At 54.7% G+C, this 18,644-nt stretch carries 22 protein-coding genes; 1 reads left to right on the forward strand and 21 read right to left on the reverse strand.

All coding sequences use genetic code 11. The features are described from left to right. Window positions 1-181 precede the first annotated feature (181 nt). From ycfP to yceD, 20 genes are all read right to left on the reverse strand, one after another. Window positions 182-724, reverse strand: coding sequence for an alpha/beta hydrolase YcfP (gene ycfP, locus FOY96_RS13255; protein WP_008500781.1), 543 nt, complete (start codon window positions 722-724; stop codon window positions 182-184). 34 nt (window positions 725-758) lie between these two features. Beyond that, window positions 759-1,784 (reverse strand): beta-N-acetylhexosaminidase, encoded by a 1,026-nt coding sequence (gene nagZ / locus FOY96_RS13260; protein ID WP_023311162.1) that lies wholly within the window; start codon window positions 1,782-1,784, stop codon window positions 759-761. An 11-nt stretch (window positions 1,785-1,795) separates the two neighbouring features. Continuing rightward, on the reverse strand, window positions 1,796-2,620 hold the full coding sequence (gene thiK / locus FOY96_RS13265) for a thiamine kinase (RefSeq protein ID WP_087822340.1): 825 nt from the start codon (window positions 2,618-2,620) through the stop codon (window positions 1,796-1,798). Beyond that, on the reverse strand, window positions 2,601-3,245 hold the full coding sequence (lpoB, locus tag FOY96_RS13270; RefSeq protein WP_103791505.1) for a penicillin-binding protein activator LpoB: 645 nt from the start codon (window positions 3,243-3,245) through the stop codon (window positions 2,601-2,603). The genes thiK and lpoB overlap by 20 nt, the downstream gene beginning before the upstream one ends. Window positions 3,246-3,258: 13 nt before the next feature. Continuing rightward, entirely contained in the window at window positions 3,259-3,633 is a 375-nt protein-coding gene (locus FOY96_RS13275; protein ID WP_023311159.1) for a YcfL family putative periplasmic lipoprotein, read from the reverse strand. Between the two features lies 1 nt (window position 3,634). After that, entirely contained in the window at window positions 3,635-3,994 is a 360-nt protein-coding gene (gene hinT / locus FOY96_RS13280; protein ID WP_006809243.1) for a purine nucleoside phosphoramidase, read from the reverse strand. Window positions 3,995-4,241: 247 nt separating this feature from the next. Next, complete coding sequence (ptsG, locus tag FOY96_RS13285) at window positions 4,242-5,675, reverse strand: PTS glucose transporter subunit IIBC (RefSeq protein WP_023311158.1); 1,434 nt, start codon at window positions 5,673-5,675, stop codon at window positions 4,242-4,244. A 298-nt stretch (window positions 5,676-5,973) separates the two neighbouring features. Beyond that, window positions 5,974-6,768, reverse strand: coding sequence for a metal-dependent hydrolase (locus FOY96_RS13290; RefSeq protein ID WP_029739870.1), 795 nt, complete (start codon window positions 6,766-6,768; stop codon window positions 5,974-5,976). Between the two features lie 10 nt (window positions 6,769-6,778). Next, on the reverse strand, window positions 6,779-7,783 hold the full coding sequence (gene holB / locus FOY96_RS13295; protein ID WP_045143031.1) for a DNA polymerase III subunit delta': 1,005 nt from the start codon (window positions 7,781-7,783) through the stop codon (window positions 6,779-6,781). After that, complete coding sequence (gene tmk, locus FOY96_RS13300; RefSeq protein WP_023311155.1) at window positions 7,780-8,421, reverse strand: dTMP kinase; 642 nt, start codon at window positions 8,419-8,421, stop codon at window positions 7,780-7,782. Before tmk ends, holB begins: the two co-directional genes overlap by 4 nt. Beyond that, window positions 8,411-9,433 (reverse strand): cell division protein YceG, encoded by a 1,023-nt coding sequence (gene yceG, locus FOY96_RS13305; protein ID WP_064672281.1) that lies wholly within the window; start codon window positions 9,431-9,433, stop codon window positions 8,411-8,413. Before yceG ends, tmk begins: the two co-directional genes overlap by 11 nt. A 2-nt stretch (window positions 9,434-9,435) precedes the next feature. Then, window positions 9,436-10,245, reverse strand: a complete 810-nt coding sequence (pabC, locus tag FOY96_RS13310; RefSeq protein WP_143347233.1) for an aminodeoxychorismate lyase — start codon at window positions 10,243-10,245, stop codon at window positions 9,436-9,438. Window positions 10,246-10,365: 120 nt separating this feature from the next. Further along, window positions 10,366-11,607, reverse strand: coding sequence for a beta-ketoacyl-ACP synthase II (fabF, locus tag FOY96_RS13315; RefSeq protein ID WP_024909028.1), 1,242 nt, complete (start codon window positions 11,605-11,607; stop codon window positions 10,366-10,368). Between the two features lie 91 nt (window positions 11,608-11,698). Then, the gene (gene acpP / locus FOY96_RS13320) at window positions 11,699-11,935 is read right to left on the reverse strand and encodes an acyl carrier protein (RefSeq protein ID WP_003857954.1); all 237 of its coding nucleotides are present in this window, start codon (window positions 11,933-11,935) and stop codon (window positions 11,699-11,701) included. Between the two features lie 277 nt (window positions 11,936-12,212). Further along, a complete protein-coding gene (gene fabG / locus FOY96_RS13325) occupies window positions 12,213-12,947 on the reverse strand; it encodes a 3-oxoacyl-ACP reductase FabG (RefSeq protein WP_008500795.1) in 735 nt (244 codons plus the stop codon). Between the two features lie 12 nt (window positions 12,948-12,959). After that, complete coding sequence (fabD, locus tag FOY96_RS13330) at window positions 12,960-13,889, reverse strand: ACP S-malonyltransferase (RefSeq protein ID WP_033145214.1); 930 nt, start codon at window positions 13,887-13,889, stop codon at window positions 12,960-12,962. Window positions 13,890-13,904: 15 nt separating this feature from the next. Next, window positions 13,905-14,858, reverse strand: a complete 954-nt coding sequence (locus FOY96_RS13335) for a beta-ketoacyl-ACP synthase III (protein WP_143347234.1) — start codon at window positions 14,856-14,858, stop codon at window positions 13,905-13,907. A gap of 6 nt (window positions 14,859-14,864) precedes the next feature. Next, window positions 14,865-15,899 carry a phosphate acyltransferase PlsX gene (gene plsX, locus FOY96_RS13340; protein WP_060568787.1) on the reverse strand — a complete coding sequence of 345 codons (1,035 nt, stop codon included), beginning with the start codon at window positions 15,897-15,899 and terminating at the stop codon, window positions 14,865-14,867. Window positions 15,900-15,979: 80 nt separating this feature from the next. Beyond that, window positions 15,980-16,153: a 50S ribosomal protein L32 gene (gene rpmF / locus FOY96_RS13345; protein WP_003857964.1), complete on the reverse strand. Its 174-nt coding sequence runs from the start codon at window positions 16,151-16,153 to the stop codon at window positions 15,980-15,982. Window positions 16,154-16,169: 16 nt separating this feature from the next. Then, a complete protein-coding gene (gene yceD, locus FOY96_RS13350) occupies window positions 16,170-16,691 on the reverse strand; it encodes a 23S rRNA accumulation protein YceD (RefSeq protein WP_014883375.1) in 522 nt (173 codons plus the stop codon). A 140-nt stretch (window positions 16,692-16,831) separates the two neighbouring features. On the opposite strand from yceD, the gene FOY96_RS13355 reads away from it, so the two are divergent. Next, window positions 16,832-17,416, forward strand: coding sequence for a Maf family protein (locus FOY96_RS13355; RefSeq protein WP_143347235.1), 585 nt, complete (start codon window positions 16,832-16,834; stop codon window positions 17,414-17,416). Between the two features lie 66 nt (window positions 17,417-17,482). Here the strand turns inward: FOY96_RS13355 and rluC are convergent, their stop codons facing one another. Next, the gene (gene rluC, locus FOY96_RS13360; RefSeq protein ID WP_024909023.1) at window positions 17,483-18,430 is read right to left on the reverse strand and encodes a 23S rRNA pseudouridine(955/2504/2580) synthase RluC; all 948 of its coding nucleotides are present in this window, start codon (window positions 18,428-18,430) and stop codon (window positions 17,483-17,485) included. Window positions 18,431-18,644: the final 214 nt, after the last annotated feature.

Consider the following 18,644-nt stretch of genomic DNA (forward strand, 5'->3'; position numbering starts at 1 on the left):
AATTAACAACAGGTTACAGCACTGAAACCATTCAGGTGCATTGAGAATACCACGTCAGGCGCATTGGTCATACCAAAATTGATATGCATCAAGTTTTGATGGCTTAAAAGTAGACAATTCTGGTCAAAAAGAAAGCCCGGTGCGCTTTCGCGGCCGGGCTTTGATGCTTGCGGGTAATTGATTAACCCAGCGTTTTAAACGCTTTGATACGCTGCAGATGCGGAGAGATGTTTTTGAACTTGTGGGTCTGTTCTTCGTCCCAGACGATCTCATAGTAATGATGCAGGAGCTCTGCTGCCCGATGGCTGTTGAGCGCTTCATCATTACGAGAAAGGATCACCAGACAACGGTCGCGGTTTTTCTCACGGAAGTTGCTCACGCACTTGGTCGCAATATCGACATACTCTTCCGGACGGTCAATTTTGCCTTCCATGTTCTCGTTCGGGAACAGGTTAGGATTGAACACCACCTGGCGAATGTCGCACAGGAAGCCAATCCGCTCCGCCCAGTAGCCGCCCAGCCCTACGCCGCAAATCAACGGGCGATCGTCGACGTTGAGCTGCAACATCTTGTCCACCTCTTTGAGCAGATGCTGCATATCATGCTTCGGATGACGCGTGCTGTAGCTGATCAACCGTACATCCGGATCGATAAACTGCAGCTGCAGCACCTTCTCATGATTGCCAGGACTGTTTGAGTCAAAACCGTGTAAATAGATGATCATCGTCTTCTCACCACGCTACGCCTTCCGGGAGGGTTTACAGGCTGGCTTTATGTGCCTGCCAGCGCTCATTCAGGTCTTCAAGCCGGGCGTTGACCGTCTTCCAGCGCGCCGAATCCATCAGCTCCTGACGGCTAAATGAACCTTTATGATACAATTGTGTAACACGCTCTGCATTGATCGGCGACAGGTTATCCAGCACGCTAACGGCACCTTTACGATTATTGCAGACCAGGATCATATCGCAACCTGCATCCAGCGATGCCTGACCGCGTTCAGCGTAGCTGCCCATGATCGCGGCCCCTTCCATCGACAAATCGTCAGAGAAAATCACGCCGTTGAAGCCCAGTTCCTGACGCAGAACGGTTTTCAGCCAGTGCGGAGAACCGCTGGCAGGACGCGGGTCGACGTCGCTGTAAATCACGTGCGCGGGCATAATGGCATCAAGCTTGTTATCGGTGATAAGCGACTGGAAAACCGACATATCTTTGGCGCGAATTTCCGCTTCCGGGCGCGGATCGCGCGGGGTCTCTTTGTGAGAATCCGCCGTCACCGCCCCGTGACCCGGGAAGTGTTTCCCGGTGGTTTTCATGCCTGCGTCGTGCATGCCGTCGATGAACCGGGTGGCCATTGCCAGCGCAATACGCGGGTCTTCATGGTATGAGCGCTCGCCAATGGCAGCGCTGATATGCCCTACATCCAGCACCGGGGCAAAGCTGATGTCGATATCCATGGCAATCATTTCGCTGGCCATCAGCCAGCCGGCCTCCTGCGCCAGTTTTCCACCCTCTTCCGTGCCGAGCAGCGCGGCGAATGACTGGGCTGCGGGCAGGCGGGTAAAACCGTCGCGGAAACGCTGCACGCGCCCGCCTTCCTGATCGACGGCCACCACCAGATGATTGCGCGACGCGGCGCGGATCTGACGCACCAGCTCGCGCAGCTGCGCCGGATCGTGATAGTTGCGAGTAAACAGGATCAGGCCACCCACCAGCGGATGCGCCAGAATTTCACGCTCCTCCGCATCCAGCTCAAACCCTTCAACATCCAACATGACTGGACCCACATCCACCTCTCTTATCCTTTAGTTTGTAACTGACGCCAGGCATCGTTTGCCAGCGCAATAAATTGTTTGTCTCTGGACTGCCGATAGCGCATTTCAAACCAGCCAGCCATTAACATGACGACCCAGGGTCGCCAGCGCCTGACCTGACGCCTCAGCGCGTCGGGGTCAATATGCGCTACCCGGGCGTATTCCCTGATGAGCAGCTGCCGTGCGGCTTCACTCTCCGTCCAGACGGCCGTCAGCTCCAGCGCCACATCGCCATCTCCGGCATACTCCCAGTCGATAAGCCTGATGCCCGCTGGCGTATGAACAATATTCCCGGCATGAACATCCATGTGCAGCGGCGCGAGCCGAATCGGCTGCGGCTCGCCCGTTTTACGCAGCCGCCTGAGATGTGCCAGCCACACTGGAGTACGTCTGTCAGGCAGGGCTTGCTGCCAGTAATGTTCAAGCAGCGGGAATAACGTAATTCGCCATCCCAGACGTGGCTGCCGGTGCAGATGATACAGCACCGCCGCAAGCTCCGGCGTGTCCGGCAGCGCGCTTTTAACTTCACCTTCCAGATAGTCGACGGCCATCCAGCCCTGTCTGAAAAAACGAGGGGCAGGTACGAGATCCGCCGGAAGACGTCTCAGGGCACGAAACTGACGACGGAAATGGGAGGCAGGCGCGTCGGGGTCGTGATTTTGCCGCAAGACCAGACGTCGTTCGCCCTGTTCTATAATGCAACTCGCGCCGCCAAGCCCGGAATGGGCCTGCGGCGCGATAAGGCGGTACTGAGGAAAATAGCGCGTCAGAATCTCTTCACGCGTGCCGTCATTGTTGCGTAACCGCACCTTTACCTGACCAGATAATTTCGCCTGTCTGAACCAGCATCAGCTGCATCTGCAGGGCTGGGGTATTCACGTTACCGGTGGCATTAGAGTAAAGCACATACTGCGCGCCAACGTTACGTGCAATGCCGATCGCCTTGCTGCGGGTACCGAGGCTATCCTGCGGCGACAGGCCCAGCTGCTGTTTGGCGACGGCGAGCTGCTGAGCCGAGACCAGCGTAAACTTGCCGTTGTTAGCCAGAGCATTACGCAGGGTTTCCGTGGCTTCACCCGCGTTCAGCGAACCGTTGGTACGGTTGTTCACGCTGTCGACCAGCAATACGCTGCCCGCCGTCACGCCCTGCGCCTGCAGCATTTTGCCTACCATCGGCTGCATCGCCCCGTTCCAGTCGTAATGGCGCACGCGCGGCGTGGGCTGTGACGTCTGGTCCGGATGTTCAATCGGACCTGGCTGCGCCGGAATAGACGGTACAGACGGCACGGTTGGCTGCTGCTGCGTTGGCGGTGTCGGCTGTTCAGTACCCGGTTTAGCCTCTTCCACAGGCGCAGGCTGTTCAGTTCGGGTCACACACCCTGCAAGAAACAGAGCGAAAGCTGTCACGAGCGCATAGCGGCTCAAATTTTTAATCAAGGTTCACCCCTCAGAGATAAAGATAAAGTCTCACCTTATGCGCACCCAGATAGTTGGCGCTGCCATAGAGCGTTACCGACGACCTGGCCGGAATGGTGACGCTGCGCGGCGCCTCCAGCGGATGCATTTCAAGACCTCTTACGTCATACCAGAAAAAACGGTAGTGGACCGTCACCGGTTCATGTCTTTCATTAAAGAGCGTAGAGGAGGCAGATGAGTTGATTTCACTGATGGTCAACGCGGGCTGTTGCGCCGTGATGCCCGCGGCAAGCACGGAAGATTCCATGACCAGCGTCTGTTCATCATTCACGGGGATCGCCGGACGCGAGCTGCACCCCACAATCATCATCGCCATTACCAGCGCTGCAATACGCCCTTTCAGCATGTCAAAGACCTTTATGTGCCAGCATCGGCCCCAGAGGACGTCCACCCAGCAGATGCATATGAATATGATAAACTTCCTGGCCACCATGGCGGTTGCAGTTCATGATCAGACGGTAACCGTCTTCTGCAATTCCTTCCTGTTCAGCGATTTTGGCAGCCACCGTCAGCATACGACCTAACGCCACTTCATGCTCGGTTTTTACGTCGTTTACAGTCGGAATCAGAATATTGGGAATGATAAGGATGTGCGTCGGGGCCTGAGGGGAAATGTCCCGGAAAGCCGTCACCAGTTCATCCTGATAGACGATATCCGACGGGATTTCGCGGCGGATAATTTTACTGAAAATCGTTTCTTCAGCCATGACCTTTTCCTTTTTTGTTTAATCTGGCGCAATGCGTCCGCTGTAAACACACTCCCGGGATCGGTGTGTGACACAATCCAAGAGTATGAGCGAGTTTCTCCTGTCCTTTCAACCTCCTCCCTCGATTTCTTTCCTGAATGTTCATCAGCTGACTGAAGAGTGACCGCTCTCGCGTCTCAGTGGCGTTTTTTAAGACACAAATAAAAAAGGCAGCCATTCGGCTGCCTTAGTCTCCCCAGGTCACAACTTAGTTGCTGCGGATGTACTCATCCATTTCGGTTTTCAGGTTATCGGATTTGGTACCGAAGATTGCCTGTACACCAGAACCTGCAACAACTACGCCCGCTGCGCCCAGTTTTTTCAGACCCGGCTGGTCTACTTTCGCCACGTCGGCAACGCTCACACGCAGACGAGTGATGCACGCGTCCAGGTTAGTGATGTTCTCTTTACCGCCGAACGCTGCGACCAGTGCCGGAGCCATTTCGCTGGTAGCGCCAGCTTTGCTGTCTTCTGTCGCATCTTCACGACCCGGAGTTTTCAGGTCCAGTGCTTTAATCAGCACGCGGAAGATGGTGTAGTAAACAACGGCATAGCACGCACCCACGATTGGGAACAGCCACAGTTTGCTGCTGTTACCGGACAGAACGATGAAGTCGATCAGACCGTGAGAGAAGGACGTACCGTCACGCATACCCAGCAGGATACAGATTGGGAACGCCAGGCCCGCCAGAATCGCGTGGATAACGTACAGGATCGGCGCAACGAACATGAAGGAGAACTCGATCGGCTCGGTGATACCGGTCAGGAACGAGGTCAGCGCTGCGGAGATCATGATACCGCCCACTTTTGCACGGTTCTCTGGCTTAGCAGAGTGCCAGATAGCAATCGCAGCTGCTGGCAGACCGTACATTTTGAACAGGAAGCCACCAGACAGTTTACCTGCAGTTGGGTCGCCCGCCATGTAACGTGGGATATCGCCGTGGAATACCTGACCTGCTGCGTTGGTGAATTCACCAATCTGCATCTGGAATGGAACGTTCCAGATGTGGTGCAGACCGAATGGCACCAGGCAACGCTCGATGAAGCCGTAGATACCAAACGCCACAACCGGGTTCTGGTAAGCAGCCCACTGAGAGAAGGTCTGGATAGCAGAGCCGATTGGTGGCCAGATGAAGGACAGGATCACGCCAGTGAAAATCGCTGCCAGACCAGAGATGATCGGAACGAAACGCTTGCCCGCGAAGAAGCCCAGATACTCAGGCAGCTTGATGCGATAGAAGCGGTTAAACATATACGCTGCAATCGCACCGGAGATGATACCGCCCAGAACACCGGTGTCCGCCAGGTGTTTCGCGGCGATCTCTTCTGCCGGTAAATGCAGAACCAGCGGCGCAACCACAGCCATGGTTTTCACCATGATGCCGTAGGCAACCACTGCAGCCAGCGCAGAAACGCCGTCGTTATTGGTGAAGCCCAGAGCCACACCGATCGCGAAGATCAGTGGCATGTTAGCAAAGACAGAACCGCCTGCTTCGGCCATCACGTGGGACACTACGGCTGGCAGCCAGCTGAAGTTAGCAGAACCGACACCCAGCAGGATACCTGCGATAGGCAGTACGGATACTGGCAGCATCAGCGATTTACCGACCTTTTGCAGGTTAGCAAATGCATTCTTAAACATAATTGAGAGTGCTCCTGAGTATTTGTGCTTTTTTTTACGCTTTCACGCATTGGCCCGGGGGGAGTACCGTGCCGTGGACAGGACATCTAAGCGCCCTTTATTTATTACACAGAGTAAAATAATTCCCTCTGAGTTTGTTTGACGGCTATCACGTTTCAGCTTAAGGCGGTCGAAAAACTTTCAGTTATTTACAAAAAGCATGTCCGGATGTGTCTAAATACACACTCACCGCCCCAAATGAGGCGGTGAACTTTACTCGCTTTACTTATTAATTACGAGCCTAAAAAAAACAGGTGTATCAAACAGATTGCAGGCGGGCGGGGTCGATATGGAACAGCGTGGAGAAGTTTTCCGTCGTCACGCGGGCCAGCTCATCGATGCTGACGCCCTTCAGTACGGCCATGTACTCAGCCACGTCTCTCGTCATAGCGGGCTGGTTCTCTTTACCGCGATGCGGTACCGGTGCCAGGTAAGGAGAATCCGTCTCCACCAGAATGCGATCGAGCGGAACATAACGCGCAGCATCACGCAGCTGCTCAGCGTTACGGAACGTCACGATCCCCGAAAACGAGATATAAAACCCCAAATCAAGCAGCTTCCCCGCCGTTTCTCTGTCTTCTGTGAAACAGTGTAGTACGCCACCGCAATCCGTCACGTTTTCTTCCCGGAGGATAGCCAGGGTATCCGCGCGCGCATCGCGGGTGTGGACGATAACCGGCTTATTCAGTTCCCGGCCAATGCGAATATGGTTGCGAAAGGACTCCTGCTGGCGCGGTTTGGTTTCCGGCGTGTAAAAATAGTCCAGACCGGTCTCGCCCATCGCTACCACGCCCTCTTCTGCTGCCAGTCGGCGCAGATCCTCAACGTCGTAGGCCTCGTCCTGATTCAGCGGGTGCACGCCGCAGGAGAACACCACGTTATCGCGAACGCCCACCAGCTCACGCATGGAGCGGTAGCCCGGCAGCGTCGTCGCCACCGCAAGACAGAATTTCACATCGCGGGCAGCGGCTTTTGCCAGCACGTCATCCACGTTTTTATGCAGGGATTGATAATCCAGGCCATCAAGATGGCAGTGTGAGTCGACTAAAAACATAATGTCTCTCTCAGAGATGGAAAACTGGCGGTGTGACGCCGGGTTGCAGGTAATGTTCGATACGCAGTAACTGGTCGGTCAGTAAAAGCTCGCGATTAAGACCCGTTACGGTTAAAAGCTGTTCACGGCTCTGGCAGATGTCATGGAGCATCGCGTGAAGAACCGTCCCTGAGAGCCGGTTCGCCAGCGTATTCACCAGCGGCAACGCGTCCGGGTTAGTCAGAAGCGTTGCACCTTGCTGGATTTTGAGCGCATCCAGCAGTAGGGAGGCCAGCCAGTGCAGACGATCAACGGCCCGATCGCTGTTAAGCGCAGGCAGTAAACTTAGCCAGTCCTGACTGTTCAGTGAGACATCCAGGGCCCGGCAGAGCGTTTCTCGCTCTGACCAGACGTCAGGCTGCAGTAGTGCCAGCGCCGCCGCGGGCGCGCCGCTGCTCAGGCGCAAGGCGGACAGCGCGCTTTCAGGTGACGTTGTCACCTCTCGTTCAAGCCAGCTCAGCGCCCACGATTCCTGAGGTACTGCAAGGTGATGAAGACGACAACGGCTGCGCAACGTCGCCAGTAATCGTCCCGGGTCACGACATGAGAGGAAAAACCACGTTTTAACCGGCGGCTCTTCCAGGGTTTTAAGCAGGGCGTTAGCCGCCGCCTCGGTAAGCAGCGTGGCGTCTTTAAGCCAGACCACTTTAGCGCCGCCCAGTCGCGCGTGTTCATACAATTTTTCACTGACTTCACGCACGGCATCGATACCGAGCGCGCTTTTACCCTTCTCAGGCTCAAGGGTGTAGTAGTCAGGATGCGTCCCCGCCTGCATGAGCTGGCAGCCACGGCATTTACCACAGCTCTTGTGCCCTTCCGGCTGCTGACACATCAGAAAACGGGTGATGGCATAAATCAACGCATCATCACCCATTCCTGGCAACGCCTGAATCAGTAACGCATGATGCCCCCGACCCGCCTGATAGCTGCCGATCAGCTGTTCAAAGTGTGGGCGCAACCATGGATACCATTTCATGCCTGCTGCTCCTGCACCCACTGCGTAATGGTGTGCTGAATGTCGCGCGTAACGTCGTCCAGAGACTGCGTCGCATCGATGGTACAAATTGAGCTGTCCTGTGCGGCCAGCTCAAGATAGCGCGCACGGGTGCGGTTAAAGAAATCAAACGACTCTTGTTCAATGCGGTCCAGCTCGCCGCGCGCGCGGGCACGTTTGAGACCCACTTCCGGGGTCACATCCAGATAGAGCGTCAGGTCGGGGCGAAAATCACCCAGTACGGCATTACGTAGCGTTGCCAGCATTGTCTGGTCGATGCCGCGTCCTCCGCCCTGATACGCCTGAGTCGACAGATCGTGACGGTCGCCGATAACCCACTTGCCCTCGGCCAGGGCGGGTTTGATCACCGTCTCAACCAGCTGAACGCGCGCCGCGTAGAACATCAGCACTTCGGCTTTGTCAGTGATAACTTCGTCGCCGACGGATTTGATATCCAGTACCAGGCTGCGCAGCTTTTCAGCCAGCTGCGTGCCGCCCGGCTCGCGGGTAAATACCATGTCCGCCACGCCAAGCGCTTTGAGCGTATCCACCACCACGTTGCGGGCAGTGGTTTTACCCGCCCCTTCGAGTCCCTCAATGACAATGTATTTACTGCGCATTTTTTTCCTTAAGTGCCTTCAGATAGTCCTGAACAGAGCGATTGTGGCTGGCAAGGTTGGTGTTAAAGGTATGCCCCCCTTTTCCATCAGCCACAAAATAGAGATACGGTGTTTTAGCCGGATGCGCGGCGGCTTTGAGCGACGCCTCGCTCGGCGTGGCGATCGGGCCCGGCGGTAAACCGCTAATCACGTAGGTATTATACGCCGTTGGCGTCTCCAGATCTTTTCTTGAGATTTTGCCCGTGTAGCTCTCGCCCATGCCGTAAATAACGGTAGGGTCGGTTTGCAGACGCATGCCGATGCGCAGACGGTTGATAAATACTGACGCCACCCGATCGCGCTCAGCAGCGACGGCCGTCTCTTTCTCGATGATCGAGGCCATGGTGACGAACTGGTTCGGATCGCTGTAAGGCAATCCTTCCATCCGCCCTTCCCAGGCGGCATCTACAGCGGCAACCATTTTTTTGTGCGCCCGCTTCAGGATAGCCACATCGGTCGTGCCTGCCGTGTACATCCAGGTGTCTGGCCAGAACCAGCCTTCCACCCATTCCGGATGTTCAAGCTTCAGCGCTTCTGCCACCGTCTGATAGCTATCGTCTTTTAACGTATGTTTGATATACGGCGCGTCACGCAGCTGTTTAAGGTAATCGCTCAGGCGCATCCCTTCCACAAACCGCAGTGGGAACTGGGCTTCTTTACCGCTTTCCAGCAGCTGCAGCATCTCTCTGACGGTCATTCCCGGCGTAAAGCGATAGGTACCGGCTTTGAAATGTGACAGCTCAGGTTCCACGCGCAATAGCCACTGGAATACGCGTGGACGATTAATAATCTTGTCGCCATAGAGCTGTTCCCCAAGCGCCTGACGGCCGGTTCCCGCTTTCAGGGTAAAGATCGTTTCCTCTTTAACCAGGATCTTGCTGTTCGCCAGCTGGCGAACTTTCCATACGCCCGCTCCGCCGGCGACGCCCAGCGCAACGATGAGGATAAGGACAACGCGCAACATTTTTTTCATGACTATCTGGTTTGCTCACATATCGGGGCTAAAAACTGAAACAGCTCGCGCGAAGACCAGCGTTGTTGGCCATACGCACGGACGGGTACAACAGGCATCAGCGCATTGCAGATGATGACTTCATCGGCAGTCTGTAGCGCGGCTTCTCCTGCGCTAACTTCGACAACGCGAAAGCCAGAGCGTGCCAGCTGTTGCAGACAAAACTGACGCATTAACCCATTTACGCCAGCGTGTTCCAGCGACGGAGTGAACACCTCTTCCCCCTGCCGCCAGAGTAAATTAGCCGCACAGCATTCCGTAATGAACCCTTCGCTGTCAAGAACCAGCGCCTCATCGGCGTCCGTCTGTTCAAGATGAGTACGAATGAGCACCTGCTCGAGGCGATTGAGATGCTTAAGCCCGGCCAGCATCGGGCTTCGTCCCAGTCGTACTGGGCTCAGCGTCAGCGTGATACCGTCTTCTCGCCAGCGAGTGTAATGCGCGGGATAAGCAGAAACGGAGAGAATACGCGTAGGGTTGATACACGATGCGGCGCTGTAACCCCGGCCACCACTGCCGCGGCTGATGATGACTTTGAGTACGCCGCTGTCCTTCCCGGTTGCCCGCTGGCACATTTCCTGTCGCAACGTGTCCCAGTGCGTAAAGGGGATCATGAGCTTTTCGCAGCCGTGCTGCAGGCGTCGAATGTGCGCCTCCAGCAGGCAGACATCACCGTCCAGAATGCGCGCCGTCGTAAAGCAACCATCACCGAACTGTATCGCCCTGTCGCTGGCAGGCAGCGTGTCCTGCTCAAGGCCATTGATTAAAAACATGGTGGCTCCTTATGCGTGGGCAATTAGTCTGGCAGGATGTCATGCAGCCGACAAGAAGATTAGGCTTAATAAAAAAGGCCCGGCAAGCGGACCTTTTTAAATGCTATCGGGACGTCAGGATCAGATCTTTTTGAAGATCAGAGAGCCGTTGGTGCCGCCGAAGCCGAAGGAGTTACACAGGGTGTACTCCATACCGCTAACCTGACGCGCTTCGTGAGGAACGAAGTCCAGATCGCAACCTTCATCGGGGTTATCCAGGTTGATGGTTGGCGGAACAGCCTGATCGCGCAGCGCAAGGATGGAGTAGATTGACTCTACTGCACCCGCCGCACCCAACAGGTGACCAGTCATGGACTTGGTGGAGCTCACCATTACGCGGCTGGCAGATTCGCCGAAGATAGACTTAACCGCCTGAGCTTCAGCTTTATCGCCTGCAGGTGTAGAAGTACCGTGCGCGTTCACGTAGCCAATTTGTGCTGGGGTAATACCCGCATCACGAATCGCGTTTTCCATCGCCAGCGCAGCACCCGCGCCGTTCTCAGGAGGAGACGTCATATGGTAAGCATCGCTGCTCATGCCGAAACCAACGATTTCAGCATAAATTTTCGCGCCGCGTTTTTTCGCGTGTTCGTACTCTTCCAGTACGATCATGCCCGCCCCGTCGCCCAGCACGAAGCCGTCACGGTCTTTATCCCACGGACGGCTCGCCGCCTGCGGGTTATCATTGCGGGTAGACAGCGCACGCGCCGCACCAAAACCGCCGACACCCAGTGGGGTACTGGCTTTTTCAGCACCGCCCGCAACCATAGCATCTGCATCGCCGTACGCAATAATGCGCGCGGCCTGGCCGATGTTATGTACGCCAGACGTACAGGCAGTCGCGATTGAAATGCTTGGCCCACGCAGGCCGAACATGATGGTCAGGTGACCCGCCACCATGTTAACAATCGTGGACGGAACGAAGAACGGGCTGATCTTACGCGGGCCACCATTCATCAGAGATGTATGGTTTTCCTCGATCAGGCCAAGACCGCCAATCCCGGAGCCGATAGCGGCGCCAATACGGGTTGCGTTCTCTTCCGTAATCACAAGGCCAGAATCCTGCATGGCCTGAACGCCAGCGACAATTCCATATTGAATGAAGGCATCCATCTTGCGCTGTTCTTTGCGCGAGATGATCTCTTCACAGTTAAAATCCTTTACTAAGCCAGCAAATTTCGTTGCATAGGCGCTAGTATCGAAATGGTCGATTAGGCTGATGCCGCTCTGACCGGCAAGGAGAGCTTTCCAGGTGGACTCTACGGTATTGCCGACAGGAGACAACATGCCAAGTCCGGTCACAACTACACGACGCTTAGACACGTTTGTCCTCCAGGGAGGGATAAAAAAAGAGATTCGTGGGACTAAAAAAGATAAAACTCAGGCGGTCGAATGACCGCCTGGAGATGTTCACTTACGCCTGGTGACCGTTGATGTAATCAATGGCAGCCTGAACGGTGGTGATCTTCTCAGCTTCTTCGTCCGGAATCTCAGTATCAAACTCTTCTTCCAGAGCCATTACCAGCTCAACGGTGTCAAGAGAATCTGCGCCCAGGTCTTCAACGAAGGAAGCGGAGTTCACAACTTCTTCCTGCTTAACGCCCAGCTGTTCGCCGATAATTTTCTTAACGCGTTCTTCGATAGTGCTCATACTCTTAAATTTCCTATCAAAACTCGCTTTCGCGATGGTTTTCGTAGTGTATAAAATGTTGAAAAATTTGCAACTAAATCCCGGCAGTTCGTACCACGATTTTACGTTATTTTGAGGCCATTTGCCCTAATAACGCAAATATTTTTCTACACGTCATCATCCAGGCTGCCTCTGCGTTGGCTGCGCCCTCTAATCCCGGTCACATAGTAATCTATGCTCCCAGGCTTCTCGGTCTTGCCGCCTTGATCCAACCAGAATGATTTAGTGTATCTCGTGGTTAAACCATATACATCCCGCCGTTGACGTGGAGGGTCTCACCAGTGATGTAACCCGCTTCGTCAGAGGCTAAAAATGCAACCGCACTGGCGATTTCTTTAGGGTCGCCAAGACGACCCGCCGGAACTGCCGCCAGCGTACCCGCACGCTGCTCATCAGTCAGCGCACGCGTCATGTCCGTTTCAATAAAGCCCGGAGCAACAACGTTTACAGTAATACCGCGGGACGCGACTTCACGCGCCAGCGACTTACTGAAACCAATCAGACCTGCTTTCGCCGCAGCGTAGTTAGCCTGACCAGCATTTCCCATGGTACCAACCACAGAACCGACAGTGATAATACGTCCATGACGCTTTTTCATCATAGCGCGCATTACCGCTTTTGACAGACGGAATACAGATGACAGGTTGGTTTCGATGATATCGTTCCACTCGTCGTCTTTCATTCGCATTAACAGGTTATCGCGAGTGATCCCGGCATTGTTTACCAGAATATCCACTTCACCAAACTCTGCGCGAATATTTTCCAGAACAGATTCGATAGATGCAGGTTCGGTCACATTCAGTACCAGACCTTTACCATTTGCACCCAGATACTCGCTGATGGCCTGAGCGCCATTCTCGCTGGTTGCTGTACCAATCACCTTCGCGCCGCGCGCAACCAGTGTTTCAGCAATTGCACGCCCGATACCGCGGCTTGCGCCAGTGACCAGGGCGATTTTTCCTTCAAAACTCATGGTATTCCTCTTTTATTGCGAGAGTGCCGCTGACATCGCTTCCGGCTCGTTAATTGCCGAGGCTGTCAGGGTGTCAACAATACGTTTTGTCAGACCGGTGAGGACTTTACCTGGGCCGACTTCATACAGGTGCTCAACGCCCTGAGCGGCCATAAACTCAACGGTTTTAGTCCACTGTACCGGGCTGTAGAGCTGGCGAACCAGCGCGTCACGGATCGCTTCCGGCGTGGTTTCGCATTTCACATCGACGTTGTTCACAACGGAAATCGTCGGTGCGTTAAACGTAATTTTTTCCAGCTCAACCGCCAGTTTTTCGGCAGCAGGCTTCATCAGCGCACAGTGAGACGGCACGCTGACCGGCAGCGGCAGCGCACGCTTAGCACCCGCTGCTTTACAGGCCGCACCCGCACGTTCAACCGCTTCTTTATGACCGGCAATAACCACCTGGCCCGGCGAGTTGAAGTTTACCGGAGAGACAACCTGGCCTTCAGCAGATTCTTCACACGCTTTTGCAATTGCAGCATCATCCAGACCGATGATGGCAGACATGCCGCCCGTGCCTTCCGGCACCGCTTCCTGCATGAATTTACCGCGCAGTTCAACCAGACGTACCGCGTCAGCAAACGCGATCACGCCGGCACACACCAGCGCAGAGTATTCACCCAGACTATGACCCGCGAGCAGCGCTGGCGCTTTACCGCCCTGCTGCTGCCAGACACGCCACAGCGCAACGGACGCGGTCAGCAGTGCCGGCTGTGTCTGCCAGGTTTTGTTCAGTTCTTCGGCCGGCCCCTGCTGGGTCAGCGCCCATAAATCATAACCCAGTGCATCAGAAGCTTCACGGAAAGTCTCTTCAATTACCGGATAGCGTGCTGCCATTTCAGACAACATCCCAACGGTTTGAGAGCCCTGGCCCGGGAACACAAAAGCAAATTGCGTCATTTTTTATTCCTTATACTAGAAACGAACCAGCGCGGACCCCCAGGTGAACCCGCCACCGAAGGCTTCAAGCAAGACCAGCTGGCCCCGTTTGATTCGTCCATCGCGTACCGCTTCATCAAATGCGCACGGTACCGACGCCGCAGAGGTGTTGCCGTGACGATCCAGCGTCACTACAACGTTATCCATCGACATGCCCAGCTTTTTCGCGGTGGCGCTGATGATACGCAGGTTCGCCTGATGCGGCACCAGCCAGTCGAGCGCGGTACGCTCAAGGTTATTCGCTTCCAGCGTTTCATCAACGATGTGTGCAAGCTCGGTTACCGCCACCTTGAACACCTCGTTCCCTGCCATAGTCAGATAAATCGAGTTGTCCGAATTAACGCGATCGGCGTTAGGCAGGGTCAACAGTTCGCCATAGCTGCCATCAGCATGCAGATGCGTAGAGATGATACCTGGCTCTTCGGACTGCCCCAGCAGCACTGCACCCGCACCATCACCAAAAATAATGATCGTTCCACGATCGGTTGGATCGCAGGTACGCGCCAGCACGTCAGCACCGATCACCAGCGCGTATTTAACGGCACCGGATTTCACGTACTGATCGGCAACGCTCAGCGCATAGGTGAAGCCTGCGCACGCGGCAGCGACGTCAAACGCCGGACAGCCTTTAATGCCGAGCATGTTCTGCACCTGGCATGCCGCGCTTGGGAAAGCATGCGTGGCAGACGTCGTGGCGACCACGATCAAACCAATCTGTTCTTTATCAATGCCCGCCATTTCGATAGCACGCTGTGCGGCTTCGTAACCCATGGTCGACACGGTTTCGTCTGGCGCGGCAATACGACGTTCACGGATACCTGTGCGCGTGACAATCCACTCGTCAGACGTATCTACCATTTTTTCCAGATCGGCGTTGGTACGCACTTGTTTTGGCAGGTAGCTGCCGGTACCTAAAATCTTCGTATACATGTACGCTCAGTCACTTTTAGCTAATACAGATTCCAGGCGAGCGGCAATCCGCTGAGGGACTTGTCGCTGCACCGCCTGCACTGCCTGTTCAATCGCGACAGCAAATGCTCGCTGATTGGCGGCGCCATGACTCTTAATCACGATGCCGCGCAATCCTAACAGACAGGCGCCATTATACTGGTCGGGGTTGAGGTGACTGAATCGCCGCGTCAGGCTCTTTTGTAACCAACGCTTCAATAAAATCAGCCACCAGGCGCTTTTTTTGCCTTCTCCCTGAGATTTCAGCAGAGAAAGAAACATGCGTACGACCCCTTCCATGGTCTTCAACGTGACGTTTCCGGTGAAGCCATCGCACACCAGAACATCCGTTTTACCCGTCAACAACTCATTGGCTTCGAGATAACCAATATAGTTGATGGAGGGAACCTGTTTGAGCAATTCAGCCGCTTCGCGAATGCTGTCCAGGCCTTTGGTCTCTTCTTCACCAATGTTCAGTAACGCAACACGGGGAGTGTTGATCCCGACAACTTCTTCTGCCAGCACCGATCCCATCACGGCAAACTGAGCCAGCATAGTACTATCACAGTCGACGTTAGCGCCCAAATCGAGCACCACCGTCTTGCCCTTTTGCTGATGCGGTAACACCGTTACCAGCGCCGGGCGCTCAATACCTTCAATAGGTTTGAGCAGCAATTTCGACAGCCCCATCAGCGCGCCGGTATTTCCCGCGCTGACGCAAGCCTGAGCTCGCCCTTCTTTCACCAGCTCCAGCGCTATCCGCATAGAGCTGCCACGACTATTGCGAATCGCCTGCGAGGGTCGGGCATCACTGGCAATAACTGACTGCGCAGGAATAATCTGCAGACGCGAACGTTGTTCAAAGTCAGCTTTTGCGAGTAATGGCGTGATTGCGTCGGGATTGCCGACTAAAAGAAGTGTGAGTTGCGAATTAGAATTCAGTGCCTGCAATGCTGCAGGCACTGTCACGGAAGGGCCAAAATCTCCCCCCATGACATCTAACGCCAGGGTTAGACGTGTCAAGGTATCGTCGCAGCCTGGTTCGGTAAATTCCCCGTTTGCACGGGGAAATCCTCACTAAGCCTAATCACGCTTGCGCGTGATTACTTAGTGATAACCTTGCGGCCGCGGTAGAAACCGTCAGCGGTGATGTGGTGACGCAGGTGTTTCTCACCAGAAGTCTTGTCTACAGACAGGCTGGTAACTGCGGTCAGCGCGTCATGGGAACGACGCATGCCACGTTTGGAACGGGTTGGTTTATTCTGTTGTACGGCCATGGACCTTACTCCTCAATTACTTACGCTTTAAGCTGGCTAATACGGCAAATGGGTTTGGTTTTTGCGCTTCATCAGGCAGTTCCCCAAAGACCATGTCCGCCTCGGACACTTCACAGTGTTCAGAATCATGCACCGGAACGACTGGCAAGGTGAGGATGATTTCATCTTCAACCAGAGCCAGAAGATCGATTTCACCGAATTCGTTAACCTCAATCGGCTCATACGCTTCCGGGAGTGCTTCAGCCTGTTCGTCAGAACGAACGGGACTGAAACAATACGTTGTGTGAACATGCTGTACAAACGGTTTCCCGCAACGCTGACACTCGAGCGTTACCGTCACCTTTGCATCACCGGTTAAAACGGCGAGACGCTGGTTGTCGATAGCGAACGACATGGAGCATTCTACATCACTGTCCACACTGACTACGGATTCGGCAATACGCTCAGCCTGATCGGAAGTATAGATACCTTCGTAATCGAGGCGTTTTTGAGCCGTACGAACCGGATCAAGAGTCAGGGGTAATTTTACCTTTTGCATAGGGCGCGCATATTAACTTTGTAACGTCATAGAGTCAAAGAAAAAGGCAACCAGAGCTGCCTTTTGCCAATTATTCGCACACATTGCGGCCTGTAGTTTAAAATGGCTGGCATCGATACGCTATATCTGGTGATAAAAATATGCCAAATCTCGTCCTTGCTTCCACGTCTCCCTACCGCCGAATGCTGCTGGAAAAGCTCGGGATCCCGTTTGAATGCGCCGCGCCAGAGGTTGATGAAACGCCACAGCCGGGCGAATCACCGCGTCATCTGGTGATGCGTCTTGCTAAGGAGAAAGCGCAGTCGCTGGCCGCACGTTATCCCGCACATTTGATTATAGGCTCCGACCAGGTTTGCGTACTGGACGGCGAAATCACCGGCAAGCCCCATACGGAGGAGAACGCCTGCCAGCAGCTTCTGCGAGCGCGAGGCACTATCGTGACCTTTTATACCGGCCTGGCACTCTATAACTCCGCCACCGGTCATCTGCAAACCGAATGCGAGCCGTTCGACGTACACTTCCGCCATCTCAGCGAGCAAGAGATCGTGGATTATGTGCGCCGGGAACGTCCGCTGAACTGCGCAGGAAGCTTTAAAAGTGAAGGATTGGGAATTGCGCTGTTCGACAAGCTGGACGGTCGCGATCCCAACACGCTGGTGGGGTTACCGCTGATTGCCCTGTGTCAGATGTTAAGGCGAGAAGAGTGTAATCCGCTGACCATATGACTGGAACGTTGCGGCCTGATGCCCTCACCCCGCCCCTCTCCCACAGGGAGAGGGTGGAAAGCAAAATCAGCCGCGCAGAACCTTAAGACAGCGTTTCAGCTGCTCGTCCAGCGGCGCTTCAATACGGATGACTTCCCCCGTATTAGGATGGGTAAACTTCAGCGCTGCCGCATGCAGGAACAGACGCGACAGCCCCGTCCCCGCCAGCTGCTTATCAAACTCGCGGTCGCCATAGCGGTCATCAAAGGCAATTGGATGCCCTGCGAACTGCGTATGCACGCGGATCTGGTGAGTACGACCGGTCACCGGACTGCAGCGCACCAGCGTGGCAAACTCATAGCGCTCTTCAACCTTAAAGCGTGTCTCAGACGGTTTCCCTTCCTGGCTTACGCGGACAATACGTTCGCCGCTTTGCAGAATGTTCTTCAGCAGCGGCGCCTGCACCACTTTTACATGGGACTGCCACTGACCGCGCACCAGCGCCAGGTAGTCTTTCTGCATCCCTTTTTCACGCAGCTGTTCATGCAGCGAACGCAGCGCAGAACGCTTTTTCGCCACCAGCAGTACGCCAGAGGTATCACGGTCAAGACGGTGCACCAGTTCAAGGAAACGCGCTTCCGGGCGCAGGGCACGCAGCCCTTCAATCACGCCGAAGCTCAGACCGCTACCGCCATGAACAGCCGTTCCTGACGGTTTATTGAGCACCAGAATGTGGTCATCTTCGTACAGGATCACATCGCTCAGGGCCGCCACTTTCTGTAGCTTCGGTGAAACGGTCTCTTCTTCACGTTCCGCAACGCGCACCGGCGGAATACGTACTTCATCGCCCGCCTCGAGTTTGTACTCGGGCTTCACGCGTTTTTTGTTCACCCGCACCTCGCCCTTGCGCAGGATGCGGTAAATCATGCTCTTTGGTACACCTTTCAACTGGGTGCGCAAAAAGTTATCGATACGTTGCCCCGCGTCATCTTCGGCGATGGCAACCATTTTTACGGCTGGAGTCTCTGTTTTCATGGTTGGCGATTCTAAATATCGTCAGCCATTAGCGCCACTCATTTTTCTATGCTTATATTTACTTTTATCCGGCCAGCTCCCCGTTTCGCGCAACCGATTTGGTGGTTATTAAACCAATCGCCATTCTGAAGTGAAGAAACTGTGAGTAACCGGGTGATAATTGGTAAAAGTCATCTTGCTATAACCCGGCGAGCAGTGGAATAATGAGGCTGTT

It is taken from the genome of Enterobacter asburiae (genome assembly GCF_007035645.1).
Classification (GTDB): Bacteria; Pseudomonadota; Gammaproteobacteria; order Enterobacterales; family Enterobacteriaceae; genus Enterobacter; species Enterobacter asburiae_B.

Excerpts from the sequence above, each read along its gene's own strand:
- holB (WP_045143031.1), bottom strand. The coding sequence starts at position 7,783 with ATGAAATGGTATCCATGGTTGCGCCCACACTTTGAACAGCTGATCGGC.
- ptsG (WP_023311158.1), bottom strand. The coding sequence starts at position 5,675 with ATGTTTAAGAATGCATTTGCTAACCTGCAAAAGGTCGGTAAATCGCTG.
- FOY96_RS13290 (WP_029739870.1), bottom strand. The coding sequence starts at position 6,768 with ATGTTTTTAGTCGACTCACACTGCCATCTTGATGGCCTGGATTATCAA.
- FOY96_RS13335 (WP_143347234.1), bottom strand. The coding sequence starts at position 14,858 with ATGTATACGAAGATTTTAGGTACCGGCAGCTACCTGCCAAAACAAGTG.
- pabC (WP_143347233.1), bottom strand. The coding sequence starts at position 10,245 with ATGTTTTTAATCAATGGCCTTGAGCAGGACACGCTGCCTGCCAGCGAC.
- yceD (WP_014883375.1), bottom strand. The coding sequence starts at position 16,691 with ATGCAAAAGGTAAAATTACCCCTGACTCTTGATCCGGTTCGTACGGCT.
- acpP (WP_003857954.1), bottom strand. The coding sequence starts at position 11,935 with ATGAGCACTATCGAAGAACGCGTTAAGAAAATTATCGGCGAACAGCTG.
- yceG (WP_064672281.1), bottom strand. The coding sequence starts at position 9,433 with ATGAAAAAAATGTTGCGCGTTGTCCTTATCCTCATCGTTGCGCTGGGC.
- rluC (WP_024909023.1), bottom strand. The coding sequence starts at position 18,430 with ATGAAAACAGAGACTCCAGCCGTAAAAATGGTTGCCATCGCCGAAGAT.
- hinT (WP_006809243.1), bottom strand. The coding sequence starts at position 3,994 with ATGGCTGAAGAAACGATTTTCAGTAAAATTATCCGCCGCGAAATCCCG.
- FOY96_RS13355 (WP_143347235.1), top strand. The coding sequence starts at position 16,832 with ATGCCAAATCTCGTCCTTGCTTCCACGTCTCCCTACCGCCGAATGCTG.
- FOY96_RS13275 (WP_023311159.1), bottom strand. The coding sequence starts at position 3,633 with ATGCTGAAAGGGCGTATTGCAGCGCTGGTAATGGCGATGATGATTGTG.
- ycfP (WP_008500781.1), bottom strand. The coding sequence starts at position 724 with ATGATCATCTATTTACACGGTTTTGACTCAAACAGTCCTGGCAATCAT.
- tmk (WP_023311155.1), bottom strand. The coding sequence starts at position 8,421 with ATGCGCAGTAAATACATTGTCATTGAGGGACTCGAAGGGGCGGGTAAA.
- fabG (WP_008500795.1), bottom strand. The coding sequence starts at position 12,947 with ATGAGTTTTGAAGGAAAAATCGCCCTGGTCACTGGCGCAAGCCGCGGT.
- fabD (WP_033145214.1), bottom strand. The coding sequence starts at position 13,889 with ATGACGCAATTTGCTTTTGTGTTCCCGGGCCAGGGCTCTCAAACCGTT.
- rpmF (WP_003857964.1), bottom strand. The coding sequence starts at position 16,153 with ATGGCCGTACAACAGAATAAACCAACCCGTTCCAAACGTGGCATGCGT.